This is a genomic window from Deinococcus rubellus, assembly GCF_025244745.1.
Taxonomy (GTDB): Bacteria; Deinococcota; Deinococci; order Deinococcales; family Deinococcaceae; genus Deinococcus; species Deinococcus rubellus.
Map to the genome: position 1 here is coordinate 2,811,729 of NZ_CP104213.1, position 19,785 is coordinate 2,831,513.

The 19,785-nt window shown below is 67.1% G+C and carries 15 protein-coding genes; 9 read left to right on the forward strand and 6 right to left on the reverse strand.

Annotation, left to right across the window (positions count from 1 at the left end):
* Window positions 1-211 precede the first annotated feature (211 nt).
* Together N0D28_RS14400 and N0D28_RS14405 are read left to right on the forward strand one after the other, a co-directional pair.
* The gene (locus tag N0D28_RS14400; protein ID WP_260560173.1) at window positions 212-1,435 is read left to right on the forward strand and encodes an S-layer homology domain-containing protein; all 1,224 of its coding nucleotides are present in this window, start codon (window positions 212-214) and stop codon (window positions 1,433-1,435) included.
* 86 nt (window positions 1,436-1,521) lie between these two features.
* The gene (locus N0D28_RS14405; protein ID WP_260560174.1) at window positions 1,522-2,394 is read left to right on the forward strand and encodes an alpha/beta hydrolase; all 873 of its coding nucleotides are present in this window, start codon (window positions 1,522-1,524) and stop codon (window positions 2,392-2,394) included.
* Here N0D28_RS14405 and N0D28_RS14410 read toward each other — a convergent pair.
* Entirely contained in the window at window positions 2,327-3,205 is an 879-nt protein-coding gene (locus N0D28_RS14410) for a PhzF family protein (protein WP_260560175.1), read from the reverse strand. The two genes, N0D28_RS14405 and N0D28_RS14410, sit on opposite strands and share 68 nt — an antisense overlap.
* A 57-nt stretch (window positions 3,206-3,262) precedes the next feature.
* Here N0D28_RS14410 and murD point away from each other — a divergent pair, with 57 nt between their 5' ends.
* The 7 genes from murD (at window position 3,263) to ftsA (ending at window position 11,528) form a co-directional block, all read left to right on the forward strand.
* A complete protein-coding gene (murD, locus tag N0D28_RS14415; protein WP_260560176.1) occupies window positions 3,263-4,615 on the forward strand; it encodes a UDP-N-acetylmuramoyl-L-alanine--D-glutamate ligase in 1,353 nt (450 codons plus the stop codon).
* Between the two features lie 2 nt (window positions 4,616-4,617).
* Window positions 4,618-5,736: an FtsW/RodA/SpoVE family cell cycle protein gene (locus N0D28_RS14420; protein WP_260561923.1), complete on the forward strand. Its 1,119-nt coding sequence runs from the start codon at window positions 4,618-4,620 to the stop codon at window positions 5,734-5,736.
* 156 nt (window positions 5,737-5,892) lie between these two features.
* The gene (murG, locus tag N0D28_RS14425) at window positions 5,893-6,987 is read left to right on the forward strand and encodes an undecaprenyldiphospho-muramoylpentapeptide beta-N-acetylglucosaminyltransferase (RefSeq protein WP_260560177.1); all 1,095 of its coding nucleotides are present in this window, start codon (window positions 5,893-5,895) and stop codon (window positions 6,985-6,987) included.
* Between the two features lie 131 nt (window positions 6,988-7,118).
* Window positions 7,119-8,495 carry a UDP-N-acetylmuramate--L-alanine ligase gene (gene murC / locus N0D28_RS14430; protein ID WP_260560178.1) on the forward strand — a complete coding sequence of 459 codons (1,377 nt, stop codon included), beginning with the start codon at window positions 7,119-7,121 and terminating at the stop codon, window positions 8,493-8,495.
* Window positions 8,495-9,367 (forward strand): UDP-N-acetylmuramate dehydrogenase, encoded by an 873-nt coding sequence (locus N0D28_RS14435; RefSeq protein ID WP_260561924.1) that lies wholly within the window; start codon window positions 8,495-8,497, stop codon window positions 9,365-9,367. Before murC ends, N0D28_RS14435 begins: the two co-directional genes overlap by 1 nt.
* Window positions 9,358-10,149 carry a cell division protein FtsQ/DivIB gene (locus tag N0D28_RS14440; RefSeq protein ID WP_260560179.1) on the forward strand — a complete coding sequence of 264 codons (792 nt, stop codon included), beginning with the start codon at window positions 9,358-9,360 and terminating at the stop codon, window positions 10,147-10,149. The genes N0D28_RS14435 and N0D28_RS14440 overlap by 10 nt, the downstream gene beginning before the upstream one ends.
* Window positions 10,146-11,528: a cell division protein FtsA gene (gene ftsA / locus N0D28_RS14445; protein WP_260560180.1), complete on the forward strand. Its 1,383-nt coding sequence runs from the start codon at window positions 10,146-10,148 to the stop codon at window positions 11,526-11,528. Before N0D28_RS14440 ends, ftsA begins: the two co-directional genes overlap by 4 nt.
* Before the next feature lie 110 nt (window positions 11,529-11,638).
* On the opposite strand, the gene N0D28_RS14450 is transcribed toward ftsA, so the two are convergent.
* The 5 genes from N0D28_RS14450 to N0D28_RS14470 all read right to left on the reverse strand — a co-directional run bounded on the left by N0D28_RS14450 (window position 11,639) and on the right by N0D28_RS14470 (window position 19,577).
* Window positions 11,639-12,253 carry an HAD family hydrolase gene (locus tag N0D28_RS14450; RefSeq protein ID WP_260560181.1) on the reverse strand — a complete coding sequence of 205 codons (615 nt, stop codon included), beginning with the start codon at window positions 12,251-12,253 and terminating at the stop codon, window positions 11,639-11,641.
* Window positions 12,254-12,327: 74 nt separating this feature from the next.
* On the reverse strand, window positions 12,328-13,575 hold the full coding sequence (locus N0D28_RS14455; protein ID WP_260560182.1) for a PKD domain-containing protein: 1,248 nt from the start codon (window positions 13,573-13,575) through the stop codon (window positions 12,328-12,330).
* Between the two features lie 73 nt (window positions 13,576-13,648).
* Entirely contained in the window at window positions 13,649-15,025 is a 1,377-nt protein-coding gene (locus N0D28_RS14460; RefSeq protein ID WP_260560183.1) for a PKD domain-containing protein, read from the reverse strand.
* A 432-nt stretch (window positions 15,026-15,457) separates the two neighbouring features.
* On the reverse strand, window positions 15,458-17,140 hold the full coding sequence (locus N0D28_RS14465) for a S8 family peptidase (protein WP_260560184.1): 1,683 nt from the start codon (window positions 17,138-17,140) through the stop codon (window positions 15,458-15,460).
* Between the two features lie 25 nt (window positions 17,141-17,165).
* Window positions 17,166-19,577, reverse strand: a complete 2,412-nt coding sequence (locus tag N0D28_RS14470) for a tetratricopeptide repeat protein (RefSeq protein ID WP_260560185.1) — start codon at window positions 19,575-19,577, stop codon at window positions 17,166-17,168.
* Window positions 19,578-19,785 lie beyond the last annotated feature (208 nt).

Here is a 19,785-nt window from a genome sequence, read left to right on the forward strand (position 1 = left end):
CGTTTCGTGGGCTTTCTGACAACCAGATGAGAAGGTTCTGCTATGCTGCCGTCTCATCCCTAGCTTGCCGTCGATGAAGACGTTGATGAAGACTCGGTTAGTCAAGTGTCACGCCTGGGCCGAAGTATGTGACACAATTGGCCGTAGATGTGAGCACAGTGGCAAACCCGTTTTGCTGATTCACGACCCTGACTCTCACCCTGGAGGAACTATGAAGCACACCCTGATGAGCACCACCCTGACCCTGCTGATCGGCGGCAGTGCGCTCGCTGGCGGCGCTGGCCCGGCCCCCATCGTGACCCCGGCCAAGCCCATGCCGGTTGCCCCCGCTCCCAAGCCCATGCCCGCCATGCCCAAGCCCGCCATGGTCATGCCGCCCTGCACTGAAGGCGGCTGGGCCAAGGAAGCCATCGATCTGGTCACGTCCAAGGGCCTGTTCATCGGCTACCCCGATGGCAGCTTCGACTGGTGCAACCCCATCACCCGTCAGGAAGTCGCCCAGGTGCTCGCCCGCCTGCTGGCCCAGATGCCTGCCAACACCTTCAATCCCGCCGACCTCGACGTGCTGCGTAAAGGCATGCAGGACGCGCTCGACGGCCTCAAGGCCCTCACCGCGCGGGTGGACGCCCAGGACAAGGCCATCGCCGACCTGCAAGCAGCCCTGAACAACATGCCCGCACCGACTGCCGGTGCAGCAGGTCCGGCAGGTGAAACTGGCCCGGCGGGTGCCGACGGCGCAGCTGGTCCGGCAGGCGAAACTGGCCCGGCGGGTGCGGACGGCGCAGCTGGAGCGGACGGCGCAGCCGGGGCGGACGGTGCCCAAGGCCCGGCAGGTCCGGCAGGTGCGCAGGGTGAAGTCGGCCCGGCGGGTGCGGATGGGGCCGATGGAGCGGACGGTGCTGACGGAGCCGATGGTGCGGACGGCGCAGCCGGGGCGGACGGTGCCCAGGGTATCCAGGGCGTGCAGGGCGAGGTCGGACCGCAAGGCCCGGCGGGGCGCGACTTCGTGCCGCCCGCCGCACCCTTCCGCTACGGCAACTACATCGGTGCGTCGTACTACGGCGTGTTGCAAAACGCCGTCGGCACAATGGCCCGCGTGATGGTCGGAAACGACTCGCTGTTCGGTAACTTCGGCGTGCGCCTGACCGGCGACATCACCGTGAGCGGCAGCACCCCCGGCAACAGTGTCTCGGGCATCCTGACCTACCGCGGCACCACCGGACGCTTCGACGGCATCCTGGGCGTGGGCGGCGGCTACAACCTCGAGCGCCCCTCGACGTTGACCAGCGCCACCTTCGGCGAACTGCTGATCGGCGTGGACTACCGCGTGCTCGATAGGGTCGCCCTGTTCGGCGAGGCCCGCCAGCACTACTACTTCGACGGCACCAACGACAACATCAGCTCGGTGGCCGCTGGTCTGAAGTTCCGCTTCTAATCCACTGATTCCTCGCAAAAGCCCGGCCCAGTGCGGCCGGGCTTTTGTGTTGGTCCTCTCCACTGCTTTGGCTCTACACTGCACCCATGTCACAACCCACCAGCGCCCAGCCCTGGACCTTCGATGTCGGCGGCCCCGCCCTGTACGGCCAGCACTTCGCGGCCCCCCACGAGCGGGGCGCAGTGCTGCTGACCCACGGGTACGCCGAACACCTGGGCCGCTACCGGCGGGTCATCCAGGGGCTGACGGAGATGGGGCTGAGCGTCTACAGCTACGACCAACGTGGACACGGCCAGTCGCCGGGCGCGCGGGCGGTGGTGGACGTGGACGTGCTGGTCGGCGATCATCTGCGGGCCAGGGAAGCGCTGCGCGGCCTGGGCGTGCCGCTGTTCGCCTTCGGGCACAGCATGGGCGGGCTGGTGACGGCGGCCTCGGTATTGCGCGACCCGCGCGGCCTGGCGGGAGCCGTCCTGTCGAGTCCCCTCTTACTGGTCGGCGAGGGCGAGAGCGCCGCCCTCAAAGCGCTCAGCGGCGTGCTGGGACGATTCTTTCCCAGCCTGCCGGTCACGGCACTCGAGTCGGGCGGCCTGTCGCGCATCGCCGAGGAAGTCAGCGCCTACGACAGCGACCCGCAGGTCTACCGGGGTAAGGTTCCGGCCCTGACGGCGGCCAGCATGCTGCGGGTCAGCCGCCAGCTCACGGCCCAGTATCCCCAGTGGCGCTTGCCCACGCTGATCGTACACGGCAGCGAGGACAAGCTGGCCGACGTACGCGGCTCGCGGCGCTTCGCCGAGACCGCGGGAACGGCCCTCACCCCCCGGCCCGAAATCGAGTATCTGGAAATTGAGGGCGGCTATCACGAACTGTTCAACGACACCGTGCAGGCCGAGGTCACCGCCCGGTTGCTGGGCTGGCTGGAGAAGCAACTGAACTCCGAAGCGTCTGCGGCCCCGCTATGAATCCCCGCAGCGTCGTCACCGCCTGACCCAGCAGCTTGACCCGCTGGCCTTCCAGCCTCAGACGCAACTCGCCGCCGCGCGCCGACGCCTGATAGGCGCTCAGTTCGAGGCGACCCAGTTTGGCCGCCCAGAACGGCGCGAGGGCGCAGTGGGCCGATCCTGTGACCGGATCCTCAGGAATGCCGATATTGGGGAAAAACCCGCGCGACACCATGTCGTAGCCGTCGTCGCCCGCCGCCGTGACGATGACGCCGCGCACGCCCAGTGGCCCAAAACGGCCCAGATCGGGACTGAGGGCGCGCACTTGCGCGGCCGAGGCGAGTTCCACCAGATAATCCAGGCGGTTCTTGCCCACCCACAGCGGCGGTGCGCCGAGCAGTTCAGCCAGATCAAGGGGCGGCAGTGTTTCCTCAGCCACCTCGGCGGGAAAGTCCAGCTCTATCCAGTCGCCGATCTGACGGGCACTGAGGGCACCGCTGAGCGTCTGGAAGCGGGCCACCTCATGTGGAGCCAGCACTCCGCTTTCCCACAGCGCATGTGCGGCGGCCAGCGTTGCGTGCCCACACAGATCCACCTCGGTGGTGGGGGTCATCCACCGCAGTGAGAATCCGGTGTCCAGCGGCCAGACGAAGGCGGTCTCGGCGTGGTTGAGTTCACGGGCGACGAGCTGCATCCAACCAGCTTCCGCAGGCGCAGTGAGCAGGCAGACGCCCGCCGGATTGCCCCGGAAAGCGCGCGACGTGAAGGCGTCTACCAAGACGACCGGCTGAGTGAAAGGGGACTGGGGCAGAGCAGACGGAGTAAGGGCCATGCCCGCAGCCTACCGCCCGTCCCTGAGTCGCGGCCGCGCTGCGCTACGCTGAACGGCGTGACACCACCATCTGACATTTTTCCCGCCGCCGCGCCCCAGACGTTGATTTATGGTCTGGGACGCAGCGGACGCGGCGTACTGCGGTTTCTGGCCCGGGAGGGCGTGACCGCCGACTGGTTCGATGCCCGGCCCAGCGCCGAGGACCTCGATCTGGCCGCCCAGTTCGGGTTCTCGCCCGCCGACCTTGAGCGCTCTTACCGCACGGTGATTGCCGCGCCAGGTGTCCCCATTGACCACCCCGATCTGCTGCAACTGGGGCAGCGGGGAGCCGAGATCATCGGTGAGGCCGAGCTGGCCGCCCGCGCCCGGCCCACACTGCCGATGGTGGGCGTCACTGGCACGGCAGGCAAGGGCAGCACGACTGTCCTGATCGCGGCGCTGCTGCGCGCCTGCGGAGTGAACGCCCTAGAGGGCGGCAACATCGACCCGCCGCTGCTCGACATCATTGACGAGGCCGAAGTCGCCGTCGTGGAGCTGTCGAGTTTTCAGCTCGAACGGGTCACCAAGTTTGCGCCCGCCGTGGCCGTCATCACCAATCTGGCGGTGGACCACCTCGACCGGCACGGCAGCGTCGAGGCTTATCACGCCGCCAAGCGCAACATCACGCGGGCGCAGGATGAAAGCGATCTGCTGATCCTGCCGCTCGACCTGAGCATGCCGACGCGGGCGCAGGTGCAGCACTTCGACCCGGCGGTGCTGGCCCTCAGCGGCGGCGAGGTGGTGCTGAGGGCCAGCGACTTGCCGGAAGGCGTCCACCCGGCCAACGCGGCGGCGGCGCTGCTGGCGGCGGAAGGGATGCTCAATCGTCTCGGCAGGCCAGTAGACCCGGCCCGGCTCGGCGCTGGCCTGCTCGCCGCCCGCCCGGTCCAGGGCCGCTTCGAGACGGTGGCCCGCCTGAATAAGCTGAGATTCGTCAACGACTCGATTGCCACCCGCACGGTGGCGGTGGAGGCCGCCCTCCAGCAGGCCGCCGCGCCGATTGCCTGGCTGGTCGGCGGGCGTGACAAGGGCGCGGATCTGGGACCGCTGCGCCGCGCCGCCGAGGGCAAGGTCAAGCAGGTCATCGCCTTCGGTCAAGACGGCGAAGCACTGGCCCACCAACTGGGGCTGCCGTATCAGGTGGTGGCGTTCGGCGAACTGAGCGGCGAGGCCACCCTGAGGGAAGCGGTGCGGCTCGCCGCTGAATTCTTGACAGATGAAGAGGGAGAGGCAAGCGGCACGGTGCTGCTGGCCCCCATCGGCACCAGCTTCGATCTCTACCGCGATTACACCGAGCGCGGAGACGTCTTCACAGCGGCGGCCAGGGCCTGGGTCAGTGCTCAGGCCGCGCCTGCGGAGGTGCCGGTATGAATATGAGTGCCAATCTGCTACTGGCCCAGGTCCTCTTGCTGGTACTGGGCACGCTGGCCGTCGGCACCGCCGACCCGGACCGCTTGCCGGATCAGGTCATCAAGGCGGTGGTGGCCATCCTGCTCACCGCCGGGCTGTCACAGTTGCGGCCCAAGGTCTTCCTCAAGCTGGCCACACCCGCCTGGCTGTTCGCCCTGCTGCTCCTGGTGCTGGTGCGCTTCATCGGTCACGGCACAGAAACATCTCCCGGCACCAAGCGGTGGCTGTTCAACGGTGCGCTGCAATTTCAGCCGTCCGAGTTCGCCAAACTGGCCCTGATTCTGATGCTGGCGAGCTTCTTCGCACGCCGGGGGGTCTACCGCAAGCTGATCTCGGCCACCGGCATGATCGCCCTGACCACCATGCTGGTGCTGATCGAACCGGACCTGGGCACCACCGTCTTGATGTTCTCGCTCGGCATCGTGCTGATGTACGCCGCCGGGGTGCGGTTTACCAACATCACGGCGCTGCTGTTTGCCCTGGCACTGCTGGCCCTCCCCTGGCTGAGCATTTATCTGGAGCGCCATCCCTACATCTTCAACCGCCTGACCTCGTTTCTCGCGCGCGGCGACGATGCCCAGAACGTGGTGGTCAAGGGCCTCGACCAGATCGGCATGGCCCACCGCGATCTGAGTTTCGGCGGCATCTGGGGCCAGGGACCCGAGGCCCCGCGCTATCCGTACTTCGCCGACCACACTGACCTGGCCATTGCCTCAGTGGGCTTTTCCACTGGGCTGCTGGGCGTCACCATGGTCATCTTCGCCTACTGGCTGGTGGTGTCCACCGCCCTGCAAGTCGGCCAGCTCGCCGCCCGCGTGCGCCCGATGACGCCCAACCTGCACGGAGCCAGCATCATGGCCACCGGGGCAATGTATATGATCGTGGGCCAGGCGTTCGTGAATCTGGCGGTGGCGGCGGGTGTCTTCCCGGTGACGGGCGTGCCGCTGCCACTGGTCAGCTACGGATTTTCCAGCATGCTGAGCATCTCGATTGCCCTGGCGGTCATTCACTCGGCCCTGCGCGAGGTGAAGAGTGCCCTGCCCGAAGAGGAGCAGACGCCGGAGCTGATCGCGGCAGACTGAGTGGGCAGCGGTAGGCCGTGAGACGAACAAACTGAATAGAAAGGGTCGCCGGGTGAGGGCGGCCTTTTTCGCTCTTGACAGTGACACAGACCCGAACAGTTCCGGAATCGGTGAGCTGCTCCTCCATCGACGCTGCCGCTTGCTAGACTTCCCTCAATGAGCGAAGTCGTTTTGTCCACGGGCGGCACGGGTGGACACATCTACCCGGCGGTGGCCACCGCCTTTGAGCTGCTCTCACGCGGCCACCAGGTCACCTTGCTGGGCCAGCGCGGCGGCATGGAGGAGCGCATCGCCGCCGAGCAGAGCCTGAACTTCTTCGGCGTGCAGGCGGGCAAGCTGGCCCGCAGCGGTCAGGGCCGGGCCGACCCACGTGAGCTGCTGCGGGCCGGGAGCGGGCTGGTGGAGGCCCGGCGCTGGCTGAGCCGCACCCGCCCGGCAGTGGTGGTGGGCTTCGGCGGCTTTGCCAGCTTACCAGGGGTGCTGGCCGCCCAGAGCCTGGGGCTGCCTACCGTGCTGCACGAGCAGAATGCCCGCCTGGGTCTGACCCAGCGCCTGGCCGTGCGCCTCGCCAGAGCGGTGGGCACCGCCTACCCGGTGGTGGCCGGGCTGAGTGGGCGCAAGGCCGTGCTGGTCGGCATGCCAGTGCGTGAGGAGCGCCTGGAGCGCACGGAGGCGCTGACCCGGCTGAACCTCGACCCGCAGCGCCTGACTTTGTTCATCATGGGCGGCTCACAGGGCAGCCTGGCACTCAACAACGTGCTGCCGGAAGTGCTGCGGGCCACTTTCCCCGGCGGCGGGTCGGTTCACGGCCCCATTCAGGTGCTGCATGCCTGCGGGCCGCGCTGGATCAGCAACGTCGCGCCGCGCGTGGCCGATCTGGAGTGGTACAGCGTCGAAGGCTACGTGGACGCGGTGGCGGCCTGGTCGGCGGCGGATATCGCGGTCACGCGGGCGGGCACCGGCGCACTGGCCGAGGCGGCCTTCTACGGCGTGCCGACGTTGATGGTGCCGCTGCCAGAATCCTCGGAGAACCATCAGCTCTTTAATGCCCGCGCGGTGGCGGCAGCGGACGCGGGGCAGGTGATCGAGCAGCCCAGCGTGTCGGCCCAGATGGGCGGGGCGGTGTTAGAGTGTCTGGAGCCGCAGCGCCGCCGCGCCATGCAGAGCGCCGCCCTGGCCCGCAGCCCTGCGGGAGCCACCGGGCGGCTGACTGATCTGGTGCTGGCCCACGCCCGGCGAGAGGCCACATGACCAACAGCAACGCCGAACTGATTTCTTCCCCGCCCCCTGCACCTGAAGTGGGCGTTTCAAATCCTGCCGTTCAAGCTGCACCCTCCACTCACTCATCTTCCCAGCAGCCCGCACAGCCCCACTTTCACCTGATGGGGATCGGCGGTATCGGGCTGTCGGCCTTCGCCCGGCTGCTCAAGGCGCGCGGCTACCTTGTCAGCGGCTGCGACGAGCACCTGTCCGAACTGACCGCCCAACTGGAGCGCGAGGGCATTGCAGTGGCCCACTGCCACGACCCGTCGCACGTGCAGGGGGTCAACGTGCTGATCGCCTCCGAGGCCGTCAGCAAGAACCATCCCGAACTCGAAGCCGCCCGTCAGGCCGAGGTGGAGGTGCGCCCACGCATGGCGCTCCTCAAAGAACTGCTCTCGGCCTCACCCTCCATCGGCGTGGTCGGTACCCACGGCAAGACCACCACCACCTCGATGATCGCGGTGGCGCTGATGGGCGCGGGCCTCGACCCGGCGGCGCTGGTCGGCGGCATCGTGCCGGAATTCGGCCCCCAGAAGACAGGCACCGGGCAGGGCGGCAGCAACGCCCGCATCGGCGCGGGGCCGTTTGTCGCCGAGGTGGACGAATCGGACCGCAACTTCCAGTACGCCGTGTGTCAGACTGCCGTCTTCACCAACGCCGAGGACGACCACGTGGGCGGAGCCGAGGGCAGTGAGCTGGCAACCTACTGGCCCAGCGTCGAGGAGCAGCACGCGGCCTTCGCCCGTTTCGTGGCCCAGGCCGAGCGGGTGCTCTACTGCGCCGACTGGCCGGGCCTGGACAGCTTCGTGGTCGGCCATCCCGACGCCCTGACCTACGGCGCGTCAGAGGGCAGCACCTACCGGGCCGTGAACATCCGCCCCGACGAGTCCGGCACCACCTTTGACGTCGAGCGGCGCGGCGAGCGGCTGGGCGAGGCGCGGGTCGGCCTACCCGGCACCCACAACGTGCTCAATGCGCTGGCGGCGCTGGCCGTCACCGACCTCTACGGCGGGGCGTTCGGGCCAGCCGCCGCCGCGCTGGCCGCCTTCCGTGGACCGGGCCGCCGCTGGCAGCACATCGGCACGCTGAAGGGGGCGCTGATCGTGGACGACTACGCCCACAACGCCACCAAGGTCGCTGCTGCCGTGCAGGCCGCACGTCAGACCGGACGGCGGGTGCGGGTGGTCTTTCAGCCGCACCGCTACCTCAGAACCCAGCAGAGCTGGCCCCGGCTGGCCGAGAGCCTGATGAGCGCCGACGAGGTGTTGATTCTGGATATTGCTGCCGCATCCGAGGTGCCTATCGAGGGCATTCACGCCACACTGATCAGCGAGCGCCTACGCGAGAACGGCCACAAGGCCGCCCGCTACTACCCGCGCCGCGAGGACGCCGTAGCTTACCTGCGCGGCAGCGCCCGACCCGGCGACATCATCGTGACGATGGGCGCGGGCGACGTGTGGAAGGTGGCCCGTGAACTGGCCAAGGACGCGCCGTGATGGTTGCCGCACCCAAGAAGGCGGTCAGCGGCGCGAAGGTCGAGCGCCTGCCCCTCTCTCGCTTCACCACCCTGGGCGTCGGCGGCGAGGCGGAAGTCTGGACTGTCAGTGACCATGAGCAGCTCCGCGAGGCGATGGAAGCGTCCTACCGCATCCTGGGCGGCGGCAGCAACCTGGTGGTGGCCGACGCGGGCCTGGGCGAGCGGGTCATCCGGCTGGGCGGCGAATTTGCCGAAACCGACCTGGAAGCTGCCCCGGACAGCACGCCCGAGCACTTCGTCAGCGGCTGGGTGGGCGGCGGGGTACCCTTGCCGGGCCTGCTCCGCAAGCTGCGCGGGCTGGGGCTGTCGGGTCTGGAAGGCACGGTGGGCGTGCCCGCCCAGGTCGGCGGCGCGGTGTGGATGAACGCCGGAACCCGCTTCGGCGAGATGTTCGACGGCCTGTTTGAACTGGAGATCGCCGCGCCCGGAGGCGTGCGCCAGCTTTCACCGAGCGACTTGCCCTGGGGCTACCGCCACAGCGCCATTCCCAGAAACCACATCGTGACGCGGATACGCCTGAAACTCAGCCGCAGCACGCCCGAGACGGTGGGCGCGAAGATGGAGCAGGCCGATCTGGCTCGCAAGGGCCAACCCAAGATGCGTACCCCCGGCTGCGCTTTCAAGAATCCCGGCGGGGTGAGCGCGGGCAAACTGATCGACGAGGCGGGCCTCAAGGGGCAGCAGATCGGTCAGGCCATGATCTCGCCCGAACACGCCAACTTCATCGTCAATCTGGGCGGCGCGGCGGCCAGCGACGTTCACGCGCTACTGGCCCTGATCCGCCAGCGGGTGGGCATCCAGATGGAACTGGAGTACGAACTGTGGCCGTAAAGCCGTTGCCACCTGGCCTGCCCCAGGCGTTCAGGCCCGCTCCCTTCGATCTGGCCCGCAAACCGCGCGCTCCGCTGAAGGCTGCCGCAGCGCCAGGCACGCCTGCTCTGCCCGAAACCACCCCGCCGCCGGACGCCCCACTGCCCCACCGCCGCTTCTGGCAGCAGTACGGGGTGTTTCTGAGTGTGGTGCTGTCGGCCCTGGTCATCGCCGGGGGCGCGTTCGCCCTGTGGCGTTACCTGCCGATCAAAGCGGTGCAGATCAGCGGCAACCACCACCTTTCCAGCCTGGAAGTCAAGCGCCTGGCGGGCCTCAGCGGAAAGAAGCCCTTCGGCTGGCTGTACTACGGCGCGTGGCGGGCCGGGGCACTGCGCGACAGCGCCTGGGTGGCCTCGGCCCAGCTCACCCGCGTCTTTCCTGACCGGATCGAGATTCGCCTCACCGAGCGCGTCCCGGTGGCCCAGGTGAGGGCGCGCAGCGGGGCGCTGGGTGTCATCGCCGACGACGGCACCGTGCTGCCGGGAGCCGCGCCCACCGGCCCCGTCATTTCCGGTTGGGGACCGGACCGCACCGCCGACGCCCTGTTCGCGGCGCGGGCCTTCTCGCGTTACAATGTTGAGTCAGTGACGTATACACCAACCGGTATCACGGTGCAGACCAATCAAGGCACCATCTGGAGCGGCGACAGGGCACTGCTACTCAAGTATGGTCAGGCCATCGAAACCCAGGCCCCAGTGGGCCGCATCAATTTATATCCGTGGGGAGTGAGCGTCCAGAGATGAAAAATAACCCGTTTATCGTGGGGCTGGACATCGGCACCACCAAAATCACCACCGTCATCGGCGAGATCGGCCCGCACGGCACCGTCGACATCATCGGCGAGGGCACCGTGCCCAGCGAGGGCATCAAGCGCGGCGCGGTGGTCAATCTGGAGCGCACCACCCACGCCATCAAGCAGTCCATCGCCGCCGCCGAGCGGGTCAGCGGGGTGCGGGTCTCGCACGCCTACGTCAGCGTCTCGGGCCACCACGTCAAGGCCACCACCTCGCACGGGCTGGCCGCCATCCGCCGCAACCAGGAAATCACGGCCGCCGACGTGGAGCGCGCCATCGAGAACGCCCGCGCTGTGCCGCTCGATCCCAACCTGGAAGTCATTCACGCCATTCCACAGGAATACGTCGTGGACGGTCAGGAAGGCATCAAGAGCGCCGTGGGCATGCACGGGGTGAGGCTGGAAGTGGACGTGCATATCGTCTCCGGGGCGGCGGGACCGCTGGCCAACGTGCGCCGCTGCGTGCAGGACGCGGGTCTGATTACCGAGGGCTTCGTGTTGCAGTCGCTGGCCTCGGGGCTGGCGGTCCTCGACGCGGGCGAGCGCGACCAGACGGTGGTGGTCATCGACATGGGCGGCGGCACCACCGATGTGGGTGTGTTCCGACGCGGCAACCTGGCCCACAGTGCCAGCATCCCGATTGGCGGCGACCATGTCAGCGCCGACCTGATGCAGATTCTGAAAATTCCGGTGGAGGAAGCCGAGAACGTCAAGCGCAAATACGGCGCGGCGCTGCCCGAACTGGCCGATCAGGAACTGACGCTGGAAATCACCACGGCGGCGGGCGTCACCCACGCCATCAGCGCCTTCGATCTGGCGCGCATCATCAAACCGCGCGTCAGCGAAATTTACGACCTGATCCGCGACGAGATCGACAGGGGCCTGGGGCCAATCGAGCTGGTGGCGGGCAGCGTGGTCCTCACTGGCGGCGGAGCCCTGATGCGCGGCGTCGTCGAGCTGGCCCGCGAGCGTTTCCGGCTGCCGGTCCGCATCGGTAAACCGCGTGGCGTCAGCGGCCTGACCGATATCGTCAGCGGCCCGCTCCACGCCACCTCGGTGGGCCTGGTGCTCTACGGCGCGACCCACGAGGACACCGGCCTCTCGCTCGATCAGCTCGACAAAGCCGAGGTCAAGACCAAACCGGCCCCGGCCCCCAAGCCGGAAACCGTGACCGCGCCGGAGCCGTCGGTGATCATCACCAAGACCGAGGGCCGCGCCGACGCCAAGCCGGAGAAGACCGAGGTCAAGAAGGAACCCAGAGAGCCGAAGGTCAAGACCGGCCCCAGCATCGGCGAGCGGATGAAGACGTTCTTCAAGGACTGGATGTAGGAACGCTGGCCCAGCATCGCATGGCCTTGCAGCGCGCCCGACTCAGGCGCGCTGTTTCGGGTTTGCCGAACGTACTGCCCGGTCATGAATCCGGCCCAGGGGAAAGCCGCCTACACCTCCACCCCCAGCGCCGCCAGATCGGCCTGGAGTTGCGGGGCCGAGACATACTGCACCGCCTGCATTCCGGTGCGGCGGGCGGCTTCCACGTTCTGCATCCGGTCATCGATCATGATGCTCTGGGCGGCGTCGGCGTGGGCCAGTTGCACGCCGAGCTGGTAAATGGCCGGGTTGGGCTTCATCACGCCGAGGTAGCACGAGGTAAAAAAGCCCAGCAGGAAGTCGCGCAGCCCGAAGGTGTCGATGCGGTACTTGTTGAGGTCAAAGCCCTCGTTGTTGAGCGAATACATCCGGTACTTGCTGCTGAGGCGGCGGGCCAGCGCCAGCACCTCAGGATCGGGTCGGCTCTGCTCGTGAATGGCCGTCCAGAATTCGTCCCGGTCGAAGTCACGCGGCTGAAAGAAGACCGTTTGATCGAGGTATTCGTTTAGGCTCAGCCGGCCCAGTTCCAGCTCAGAGATCACCAGTTTGTGGCGCTCGGCAAAGTCAGTGGCGTCCAGGCCGAAACGCGAGACCACCTTGGCCCGCTGGTCTCGGTCCCAGCCGTTGGTGAGCAGCACGCCGCCGATGTCCCAGAAGAGGATTTGCTCCGAAGTGTATAAGGTCATGCCACAAGCCTACGCCCACCGGAGTCGGAAACCGGTGGGCGTAGAAAGCAGCTGGGGCGTGAGTCTGAGGCCCCTCAGTTGACGGAGGTCAGGTATGCCTTGATCTGGGCATCGGTGGCCTCGCCGAAGCTCAGGTTCTCGCTCAGGTTGGCCGACACCGTGATTGTTTTGTGGGCCAGATACTGCTTGCCATCGTTGAAGGTGAGGGCGACCAGTTCGGCGTTCAGACCGATCGGCAGCGAGTTGTCGTAGCTCTTGCGGGCGTTGGGGCCGTCCTGGGTGTAGAGCGCGATGACCGTATTGATGCCCTGCGGCACCAGAAACACGATGGTGTTGGCATCATTGATGGGATCAAAGCTGACATGAACGGTGGTTTTGGGGTTGGGATTGCTGCCGAAAAAATCGCAGTTGATCCAGCCCTTGTTGAAGACGCTGAAGACATACGACCCCGGAAGCGTGGACATGTTGACCCCGAACTGCCCCCCCACCGGGCACCAGTTCACGCTGGAATCGCCTGTGGCAATCGGCAGACCACTGCCCATGTTTGGCGTACCGTTCGTTGTGGTCCCGCAGGTGGTGGACTGGCCGACAAACTGCTTCATCCGGTCATCGGGGGCGACCTTGAGCGGCACGGCGGCCCCCACCCCCACCGCCGGATTGATCTTGAGGTCTGCGCCTGCGGGCGTTTTGATGTCCAGAAAGAACATTCCGCCCGACACCAGCGGAGCCTGATCCGAGATGGTCAGCACGTTACTCAGGATCATATCGGCCTTGTTCTGAATTTCGCGGACACCAAGCTTCACCGGGCCGCTGTAGGGGTTACCGCTGGCGTCTTGCAGCGAGTTGGGGGCAAACGTGAGAACCGTGCCCTGAGCAAAGGTGAGTGTGGTGGGCACAGTACCGAGCGTAAAGGTCTGGGACTGAACCGCCGCGCCACTGCGGGAAAAGAACTCGGCAGGGCCACCGGGCGCGGCCACAGTCACGGTGACGCTGGCGGTTTTGGTGCTGGAAGCGGCGTGGCTGTCGGTGGTTTTGAGCGTCAGGGTGTAGGTCCCAGCGGCGGCGTAGGTGTGGCTGGGCGAGGCCGCGCTGCTGTGGGCACTGCCGTCGCCCCAGTCCCAGTCGTAGCTCAGGGTATCGCCCGCATCGGCATCGCTGCTGGTGTTGGCGGTGGCAACGCTCAGGGCCGCTGGGCCGCTGGCCGGAGTGACAGTGAAGTTGGCGACGGGCGCAGTATTGGCGGCGGGCGGCGTGGTGGTGGTGCAGGCGGCGAGGCCGAGAACGGCGGTCAGAATGGCAGCGGCAGAAAACAGTTTGTTCATGGCGGTTCTCCTTGAAAATGCAGTGGGTGGGTCGGGCAAACGCAGGCAGATGAACAGTTCAGCCGGGCCAGGCTCAGTTGTCGGCCAGGTAGGTGAGGGTCAACTTGGGACGGTTGGTGGTGTTGGCCGGGTCGCCGCTGAAGATGGTGGCCTGGTTGGCGACGAACGGCGCAGCGGTGATGTTGGCAAAGCGCAACTGGTACTGCGAGAGATTGTTCTGCGCGGCGCGGGCTGCCCAGTCGGTCTTGACTTCGCCCAGCACATCGGCGTTCATCAGCGTGCCGTCGAGGTTACTCGCCAGTTCGTTCATCGGCAGCAACTCGCTCAAATCCACGGTGTTGCCGTACACCAGGCCCTGCACCGTCAGTTTCTTCGGCCCGATATTGAGGGTGGTATACGGCGCATTGGTGGGCGCAGCAAAAGGCTTCACTTTGAGATCGGCCGCCAGAATGTTGGCGGACTGCACACTGGCGGGCAGGCTGCTCAGATCGAAGGTAAGGTAAGCGGCCTGGGTGCTGTTGAGGGCATCGTCCCCGATGGTCATGCTGAGGGCTGGGGGCATAACGGTGTAAATGCCCGCCAGAAAGCCGCCCGAGATGCCCGCGTCCCTGCTGAAATCGCTGTAGTGCACTTCGTTCAGGTGCTTGACGTGGGTGCTAAAGCTGGTGTTGTACTGCGAGGCGAGGAAGACGCCCGCCGCGCTCTTGGCCGCCGTGGAGATGAAGTAGCTGTAGGTCTGGGCCGCCGCCGGAGCCAGGGCGTAGTTCAGCGGCGTGTTGGGGATGACGGTCAGCACTTTGTGATCGGGAGACCACGAGTACGTCACCTCGCCGTAGGCTTGCCGAATGCCCACCGAGGCCGAGTTGTAGGCCGCCTGGGTAGACACGGTGTCCATCGGCTCGCTGAAGGTCACGACCATGCTGGTGGTGTCGGCGTTGCCCAGTGTGCCGGTGGTGGGCGTGACACTCAGGATGGTCGGCGTGGTTGATGCGGCCACAGTCACGGTGACGCTGGCGGTTTTGGTGCTGGAGGCGGCGTGGCTGTCGGTGGTCTTGAGCGTCAGGGTGTAGGTCCCAGCGGCAGCGTAGGTGTGGCTGGGCGAGGCGGCGCTGCTGTGGGGGGTGCTGTCGCCCCAGTCCCAGTCGTAGGTCAGGGTGTCGCCCGCATCGGCGTCGCTGCTGGTGTTGGTGGCAGTGACATTCAGGGCCGCCGGGCCGCTGGCCGGAGTGACGGTGAAGTTGGCGACGGGCGCAGTGTTGGCGGCGGGCGGCGTGGTGGTGCTGCATCCAGCCAGGCTGAGGGCGGCGCTGAGGAGCAGGGCGGGAACGAGCACGGTCTTGAGGGTCTTGTTCATGGTGTGACCTTCCTTGTGGCTGATCAGGGCGCGGGCGAAGGGGCGGGCGGCGGTGTGGGTAGACTCGGTGCGGTGTGACTGTGTTTGCTGTGACATGGGCTGTCCTCCTGTGGATGTGGGGCAAAGAAACCGGGGCCGTCAGGCAGCGGGGGAGGTCAGCAGGCACCTTTGGCTCCTTACTGAGCCGCTGCCTGTTCTCGTTGATTCCCTTCTTGTTCGCTGCTGAGATCAAGCTACACGCCCCCCCCTGAACGGGCCATGAACGGGCATGAACGCTCCACCAGGAGCGCCAAAAAACGTGCGCTGGGTGGGTCCTGGAAGTGAGACGATTCTTCGCCTCGGTCTGTTTTGGAATGCTGGTTTTGGAACTCAGCAACGCCCAGCCACCGGCCGGATTCAGCGCCTGACTGCCCTCTCCTGGCAAGATGGACCACGCTGCTGTTCAGAAACAATTGCACACACCCCCAGACAGCAAAAACCCCGCACGAAGCGGGGCAAGGCGTTGGAAGACTCAAGCTGCTTTTTTACTCAGTACCCGCTGAGCCTCAGCATCGGCAAGACCTGAACCGGTGCGGCCTGGGGCGCAGCGGCGGAGACTGGGGTGGATGCGCCCACGATGATCCGGCTGCCCGACAGGATGTAGGTCCGCAGCGCCGCTGCATTGACGTTGGGATTGGCCTGCCGCGCCAGCGCCGCCGCGCCCGCCACCAGTGGCGAGGCAAACGACGTGCCGCTGTAGAGCTGAACGTGTCCCAGGTCAAGCAAGTCGCCGGGAGCGCTGATATTCAGGTAACTGCCCCGCGTGCTGAAGGGTGACAGTGGCCACAGCGAGGAGGCATTGAGACTGCGCCCGCCACCCGCAGAAGGTGTAGTGGACGCCACTGCCAGGATCGGCAGGGCCCCCTGACTCGGCGCGTGCGAGCGGGCGAAGGCGGCAGGATACTCCTCGGGATCGGTTTGGCTGGCCGTATTTTGGTGCCGATTGCCGCCCGCCGCGACCACCACCGCGCCCTGAAGCTGCGCCCAGTTGAGCACCGCGTGAATGGCCCCCGTCGGTGCCGCACCGCCCAGACTGAGGTTGATGACGAGCTGCTGTGCCGGAACCCGGTTGAGCGCCACGCACAGCCCGCGCAGCACATCTTTGGTGCTGCAAGTGGCCCGCCCGTCGCCCGGCGAGCAGACCTTGATCGGCAGCACCCCAACGCCGGGAGCCGCACCGCTGAGCGCGCCTGCCGCCAGCATTGCCACCTGGGTGCCGTGCCCTTCCCAGAAGTCCTGTGCCCCTGAGAGTGAGGGCGCAAGGTTGGCCGGGTCGTAAGGGACGAGGGCATTGATCGGCAACAACACGCGGGGCAGGCGGTTTCCCTGCGCGTCGGTCAGTTCGTGGGTGGGGTCAAGCTGGGGGCTGAAGCCGGTGTCAAGCACGGCGATGGTGACGCCTGCGCCGGTCATGCCGCCTGCCGGACTGCCCAGCACCACCCTGGGGAGCACAGGCGCGGGCGCGTAGTGGAAGCTTTGCTGAACCGCCTGGGCCTGGCCACTCTGGGACGGGCTGGGCAGTGTCTGGGCCAGTGCACCAACCCCCCAGTTCGTGATCGGATCGGGATACCAGACGTCCTCGCCGCCCTGCTGTGCAAGCTGGTTGAGGGCCGCTTCGAGCGGAATACCTGCGCCCAATTGAATCTCAGCCAGCGTGCCTCCACAAGGCGAAGGTCCTGTCGTTTTTGGCGAGCCTACTGGAATGGGCAGCGTTTCGCGCGAGTTGAGCGTGCCGACGTTCGGCAACAGCCGGGCCAGCAGCGCATCGACCTGCGGCGTCGTGAGTTTGGGACTGATCAGCAGTTGCACACGCCGCGCCTCCGGGGCATTGGGCGCTTGCGGGGCCAGCACCTCGATGTCGCGGGTGGTGATGGTCTGCTGGGTACTGTCGTTGACAAACTGCACCCGCAAACGTCCCGGTGGGGTGCGAATCGGAATGGTCACCGTAACCTGCTGGCCCGCGCTGGGGAGGGTGACCCCGGAGACCCTCACGGGTTTGCCCGCCACCTCCGGCACGCTGAGGGTCACCTTGCTGCCCGCCGTGCCCCAGGCGTCCGGCAGGCCACTGCCCGGCACCGGGGCCAGCCCTGCACCCAGTGCCGCGCCGCACAGCAGACCCCCGTACAGCAAGCCTATTCTCAGTCCCCGGATGACCTGTCTTGAAACATTCATGGTGTTCCTCCTGTGGGTCAGCCTGTCAAATCTCCCCTGAACGGGCCGTGAACGCGGCGCGCTGCCCCTCAAAGTAAGCGATCAGATGTTCCTGTCCAGTGCCGCGCAGCAGTTCAATGGCCTCCTCAATGAGAGGCAGACTCCCTTTTAATTCACCCAGATTGCCCAGTACCATCGCCAGCGTGTGGGTTTCTCCGGTCAGGCGTGCGTGCGTGATGGCATTCTGGTACGCCTGCTCTGCGTCCTCAAAGTGCGTCAGGCGCTGCTCCAGTGCGCCCACATTGTTCCAGGCCAAAGCCGCTGCCGCCGCCTGCTGCTTGTTCTGGGCCAGTTGCGCCGCTTGCCGGTAAAAATCCAGTGCCTGCTCTGGTTCGTTTTGCCGCTCCAGCAGCCAGCCGATGTTGTTGAGGATCACGGCCTGCGGATGCTGCGCCGAGAGCATTTTGATCTCGTGTATCGTCGCAGTGAGGTCATCGGCAAGTTCGGTCATGGCGACCGCCTGCTGACAGAGTAGTTTGAGGTAGCCCAGGTCGTCTCCCAGCAGCCGAAACAGACCACACGCCCGCGAGAAGGCGGCTTTGGCCTGCGGGTATTCCTGCGCTGCCAGCGCCAGCGTTCCCAGCACCATATGTCCCCGTGCGCGGGCCGCCAGATCACCAGACAAGGCAACCTGCGCGGCGTGGCGGGCCTCCTCCGTGTGTCCAGTGCGCCACAGGGCCAGGCTCCGCACCGCCTGAACGTCCGGTGTCCGTGGCAAGTCGGCCAGCCGCTTCAGGGCTTCCGGCCCGCGCCCCAGCGCGTCGAGCGCGCGGGCATGCAGCAGCCAGGTTTCGGGCGTGCGGGCATGGGCGGCCAGAAGCCCCTCAGCCTCGCTTTCCTGCTCGGCGTCCAGCAGGGCCGCAGCGCTGGCAGCCAGCGCCGCCTGAAAGCCCGGCAACTCGCTGGAACCGGTCAGCGCCTGCGCCCGCAGGTACAGCGGCAGGGCGTCGGCGGGCGGCAACTGCGGCGCGAGCAGCGTCAGCACCTCGGCTTCCAGGCTCGGCTGGGCACCCAGCCACCCGCGCAGAGTGTCCCTGGCCCGCAGTTCGTTGCCGTCCAGCCACCCGGCCCGCTGAAGGTGCTCGTGCGCCTCGGCCAGCTCCTCGGGACCGAGTTGCAGGGCCGCGCCGGTGATGCGGGCGTCGGGCTGCACCTGCACCGTGAGGCAGGCCAGCAGTTGCCGGGCACGCGGCGTGAGGGGAGCGAGCAGCCCGGAGAGCGCTTCCAGGCAGGGCCGCTGCTGGCGCACCGCCTCGATCAGGGTGGGCAGGCCGCCCGTCCGGGCGTACAGATCACCACCGAGTTCCTGGGCTTCCAGCGGGCGCAGGGTCAGCTCCGAGAGACCGCTGCCCGACCCCAGTGCCGAGCGTTCCCGGCTGCTGATGATCAGCGGCGGTCCAGCGCGGGAATGGGCCAACGCCAGTAGCACCCGCCGCGACTCGGTGTCGGCGGCCTCCCAGTCGTCGAGCAGCAGCGGCGCGGTGCGTGCGCCCAGGAACGCCAGCCAGTCAGAGGCCGAGGCGGGAGCCGAATGGGACGGAGCATGGGTTGAAGCTGAAATCAGCGGCTCCAGGGTCTGGAAGGCGTGCCCGGAGCGCCCCAGGAGCAGTTGGCCACCTGATAACTGACTCCCCAGCGCCGAGGCGCGCAGCAGGGCCGATTTGCCCAGGCCCACCGCCCCGCAGACCCACAGGGTTTCCCCGGCCCTGAGTTGACCCAGGCGGGCCAGCTCATGACGGCGGCCCAGCAGCGGCGCAGCCCCGGCGTCCTGCGGCGTCAGGGTCAGGCCCAGCCCACGCGCTTCCTGCTCGATCAGGTGGGCGTCCGGGTGCTGGGCGGCGCTGAGGAGGTTGTAGAGTTCGCGCAGCAGTTCGGGCGGCAGCGGTGTGGCGGCACCCAGACGGTAGGCTCGGGCCGCCGCCTGCGCCGCCGCCGCCTGCTCTGCCTGGCCCGATTGCCGCCGCGCTTCTGCCATCCAGGCGCGGCGGTAGGTGTCGGCCAGGTCTTCGCGGGTGGTCATGACCCATTCTTCGAGTTCTTCCGGCAATTCAGCGAGGCGCAGATCAGCCAGAAACGGCCCCTGGTAGAGCGCTGCCGCTGCCCCCAGATCGCCCACCGCCAGCGCTTCCCGGAACGCCTGCACGTCGCATGGCAGGGCGGTGTGCAAATGCGTTTCGCTGGCCCCGATCAGCTCGGGGTCGGCCCGGCGCAGTTGCGCCACTGCCACGGCCAGACTGTTCATGGGATTGGCAGCGTCGGGCCAGAACTGCTGGGCCACCCGGCGGCGCAGTTGGATGCCTGAGAGACACAGATACGCCAGCAGCAGCAGCGGCTTTTCACGCTTGAAGTCCAGCCCACCGAGCTTGAGCTGGCCCAGCGTCAACAAGCGCGGCGGCATGCCTCAGCTTAGCGGGATTGGCCGCCGCAAAACGCTGATGCGGTCCTGCATTCCGGGCAGCGCGGCCTGGCTGCTATACTCGGGCCATGTTCCGCCTGCCCACTGCCCTGTCCAGCTTCTGTTGCCTGTGTCCTGGGTGCCCACGGTAGCCGCCGCAACCCTTGCTGCTGCACCGCCGCGACCCCGAGTTGGCAGGCGGTTTTTTTTG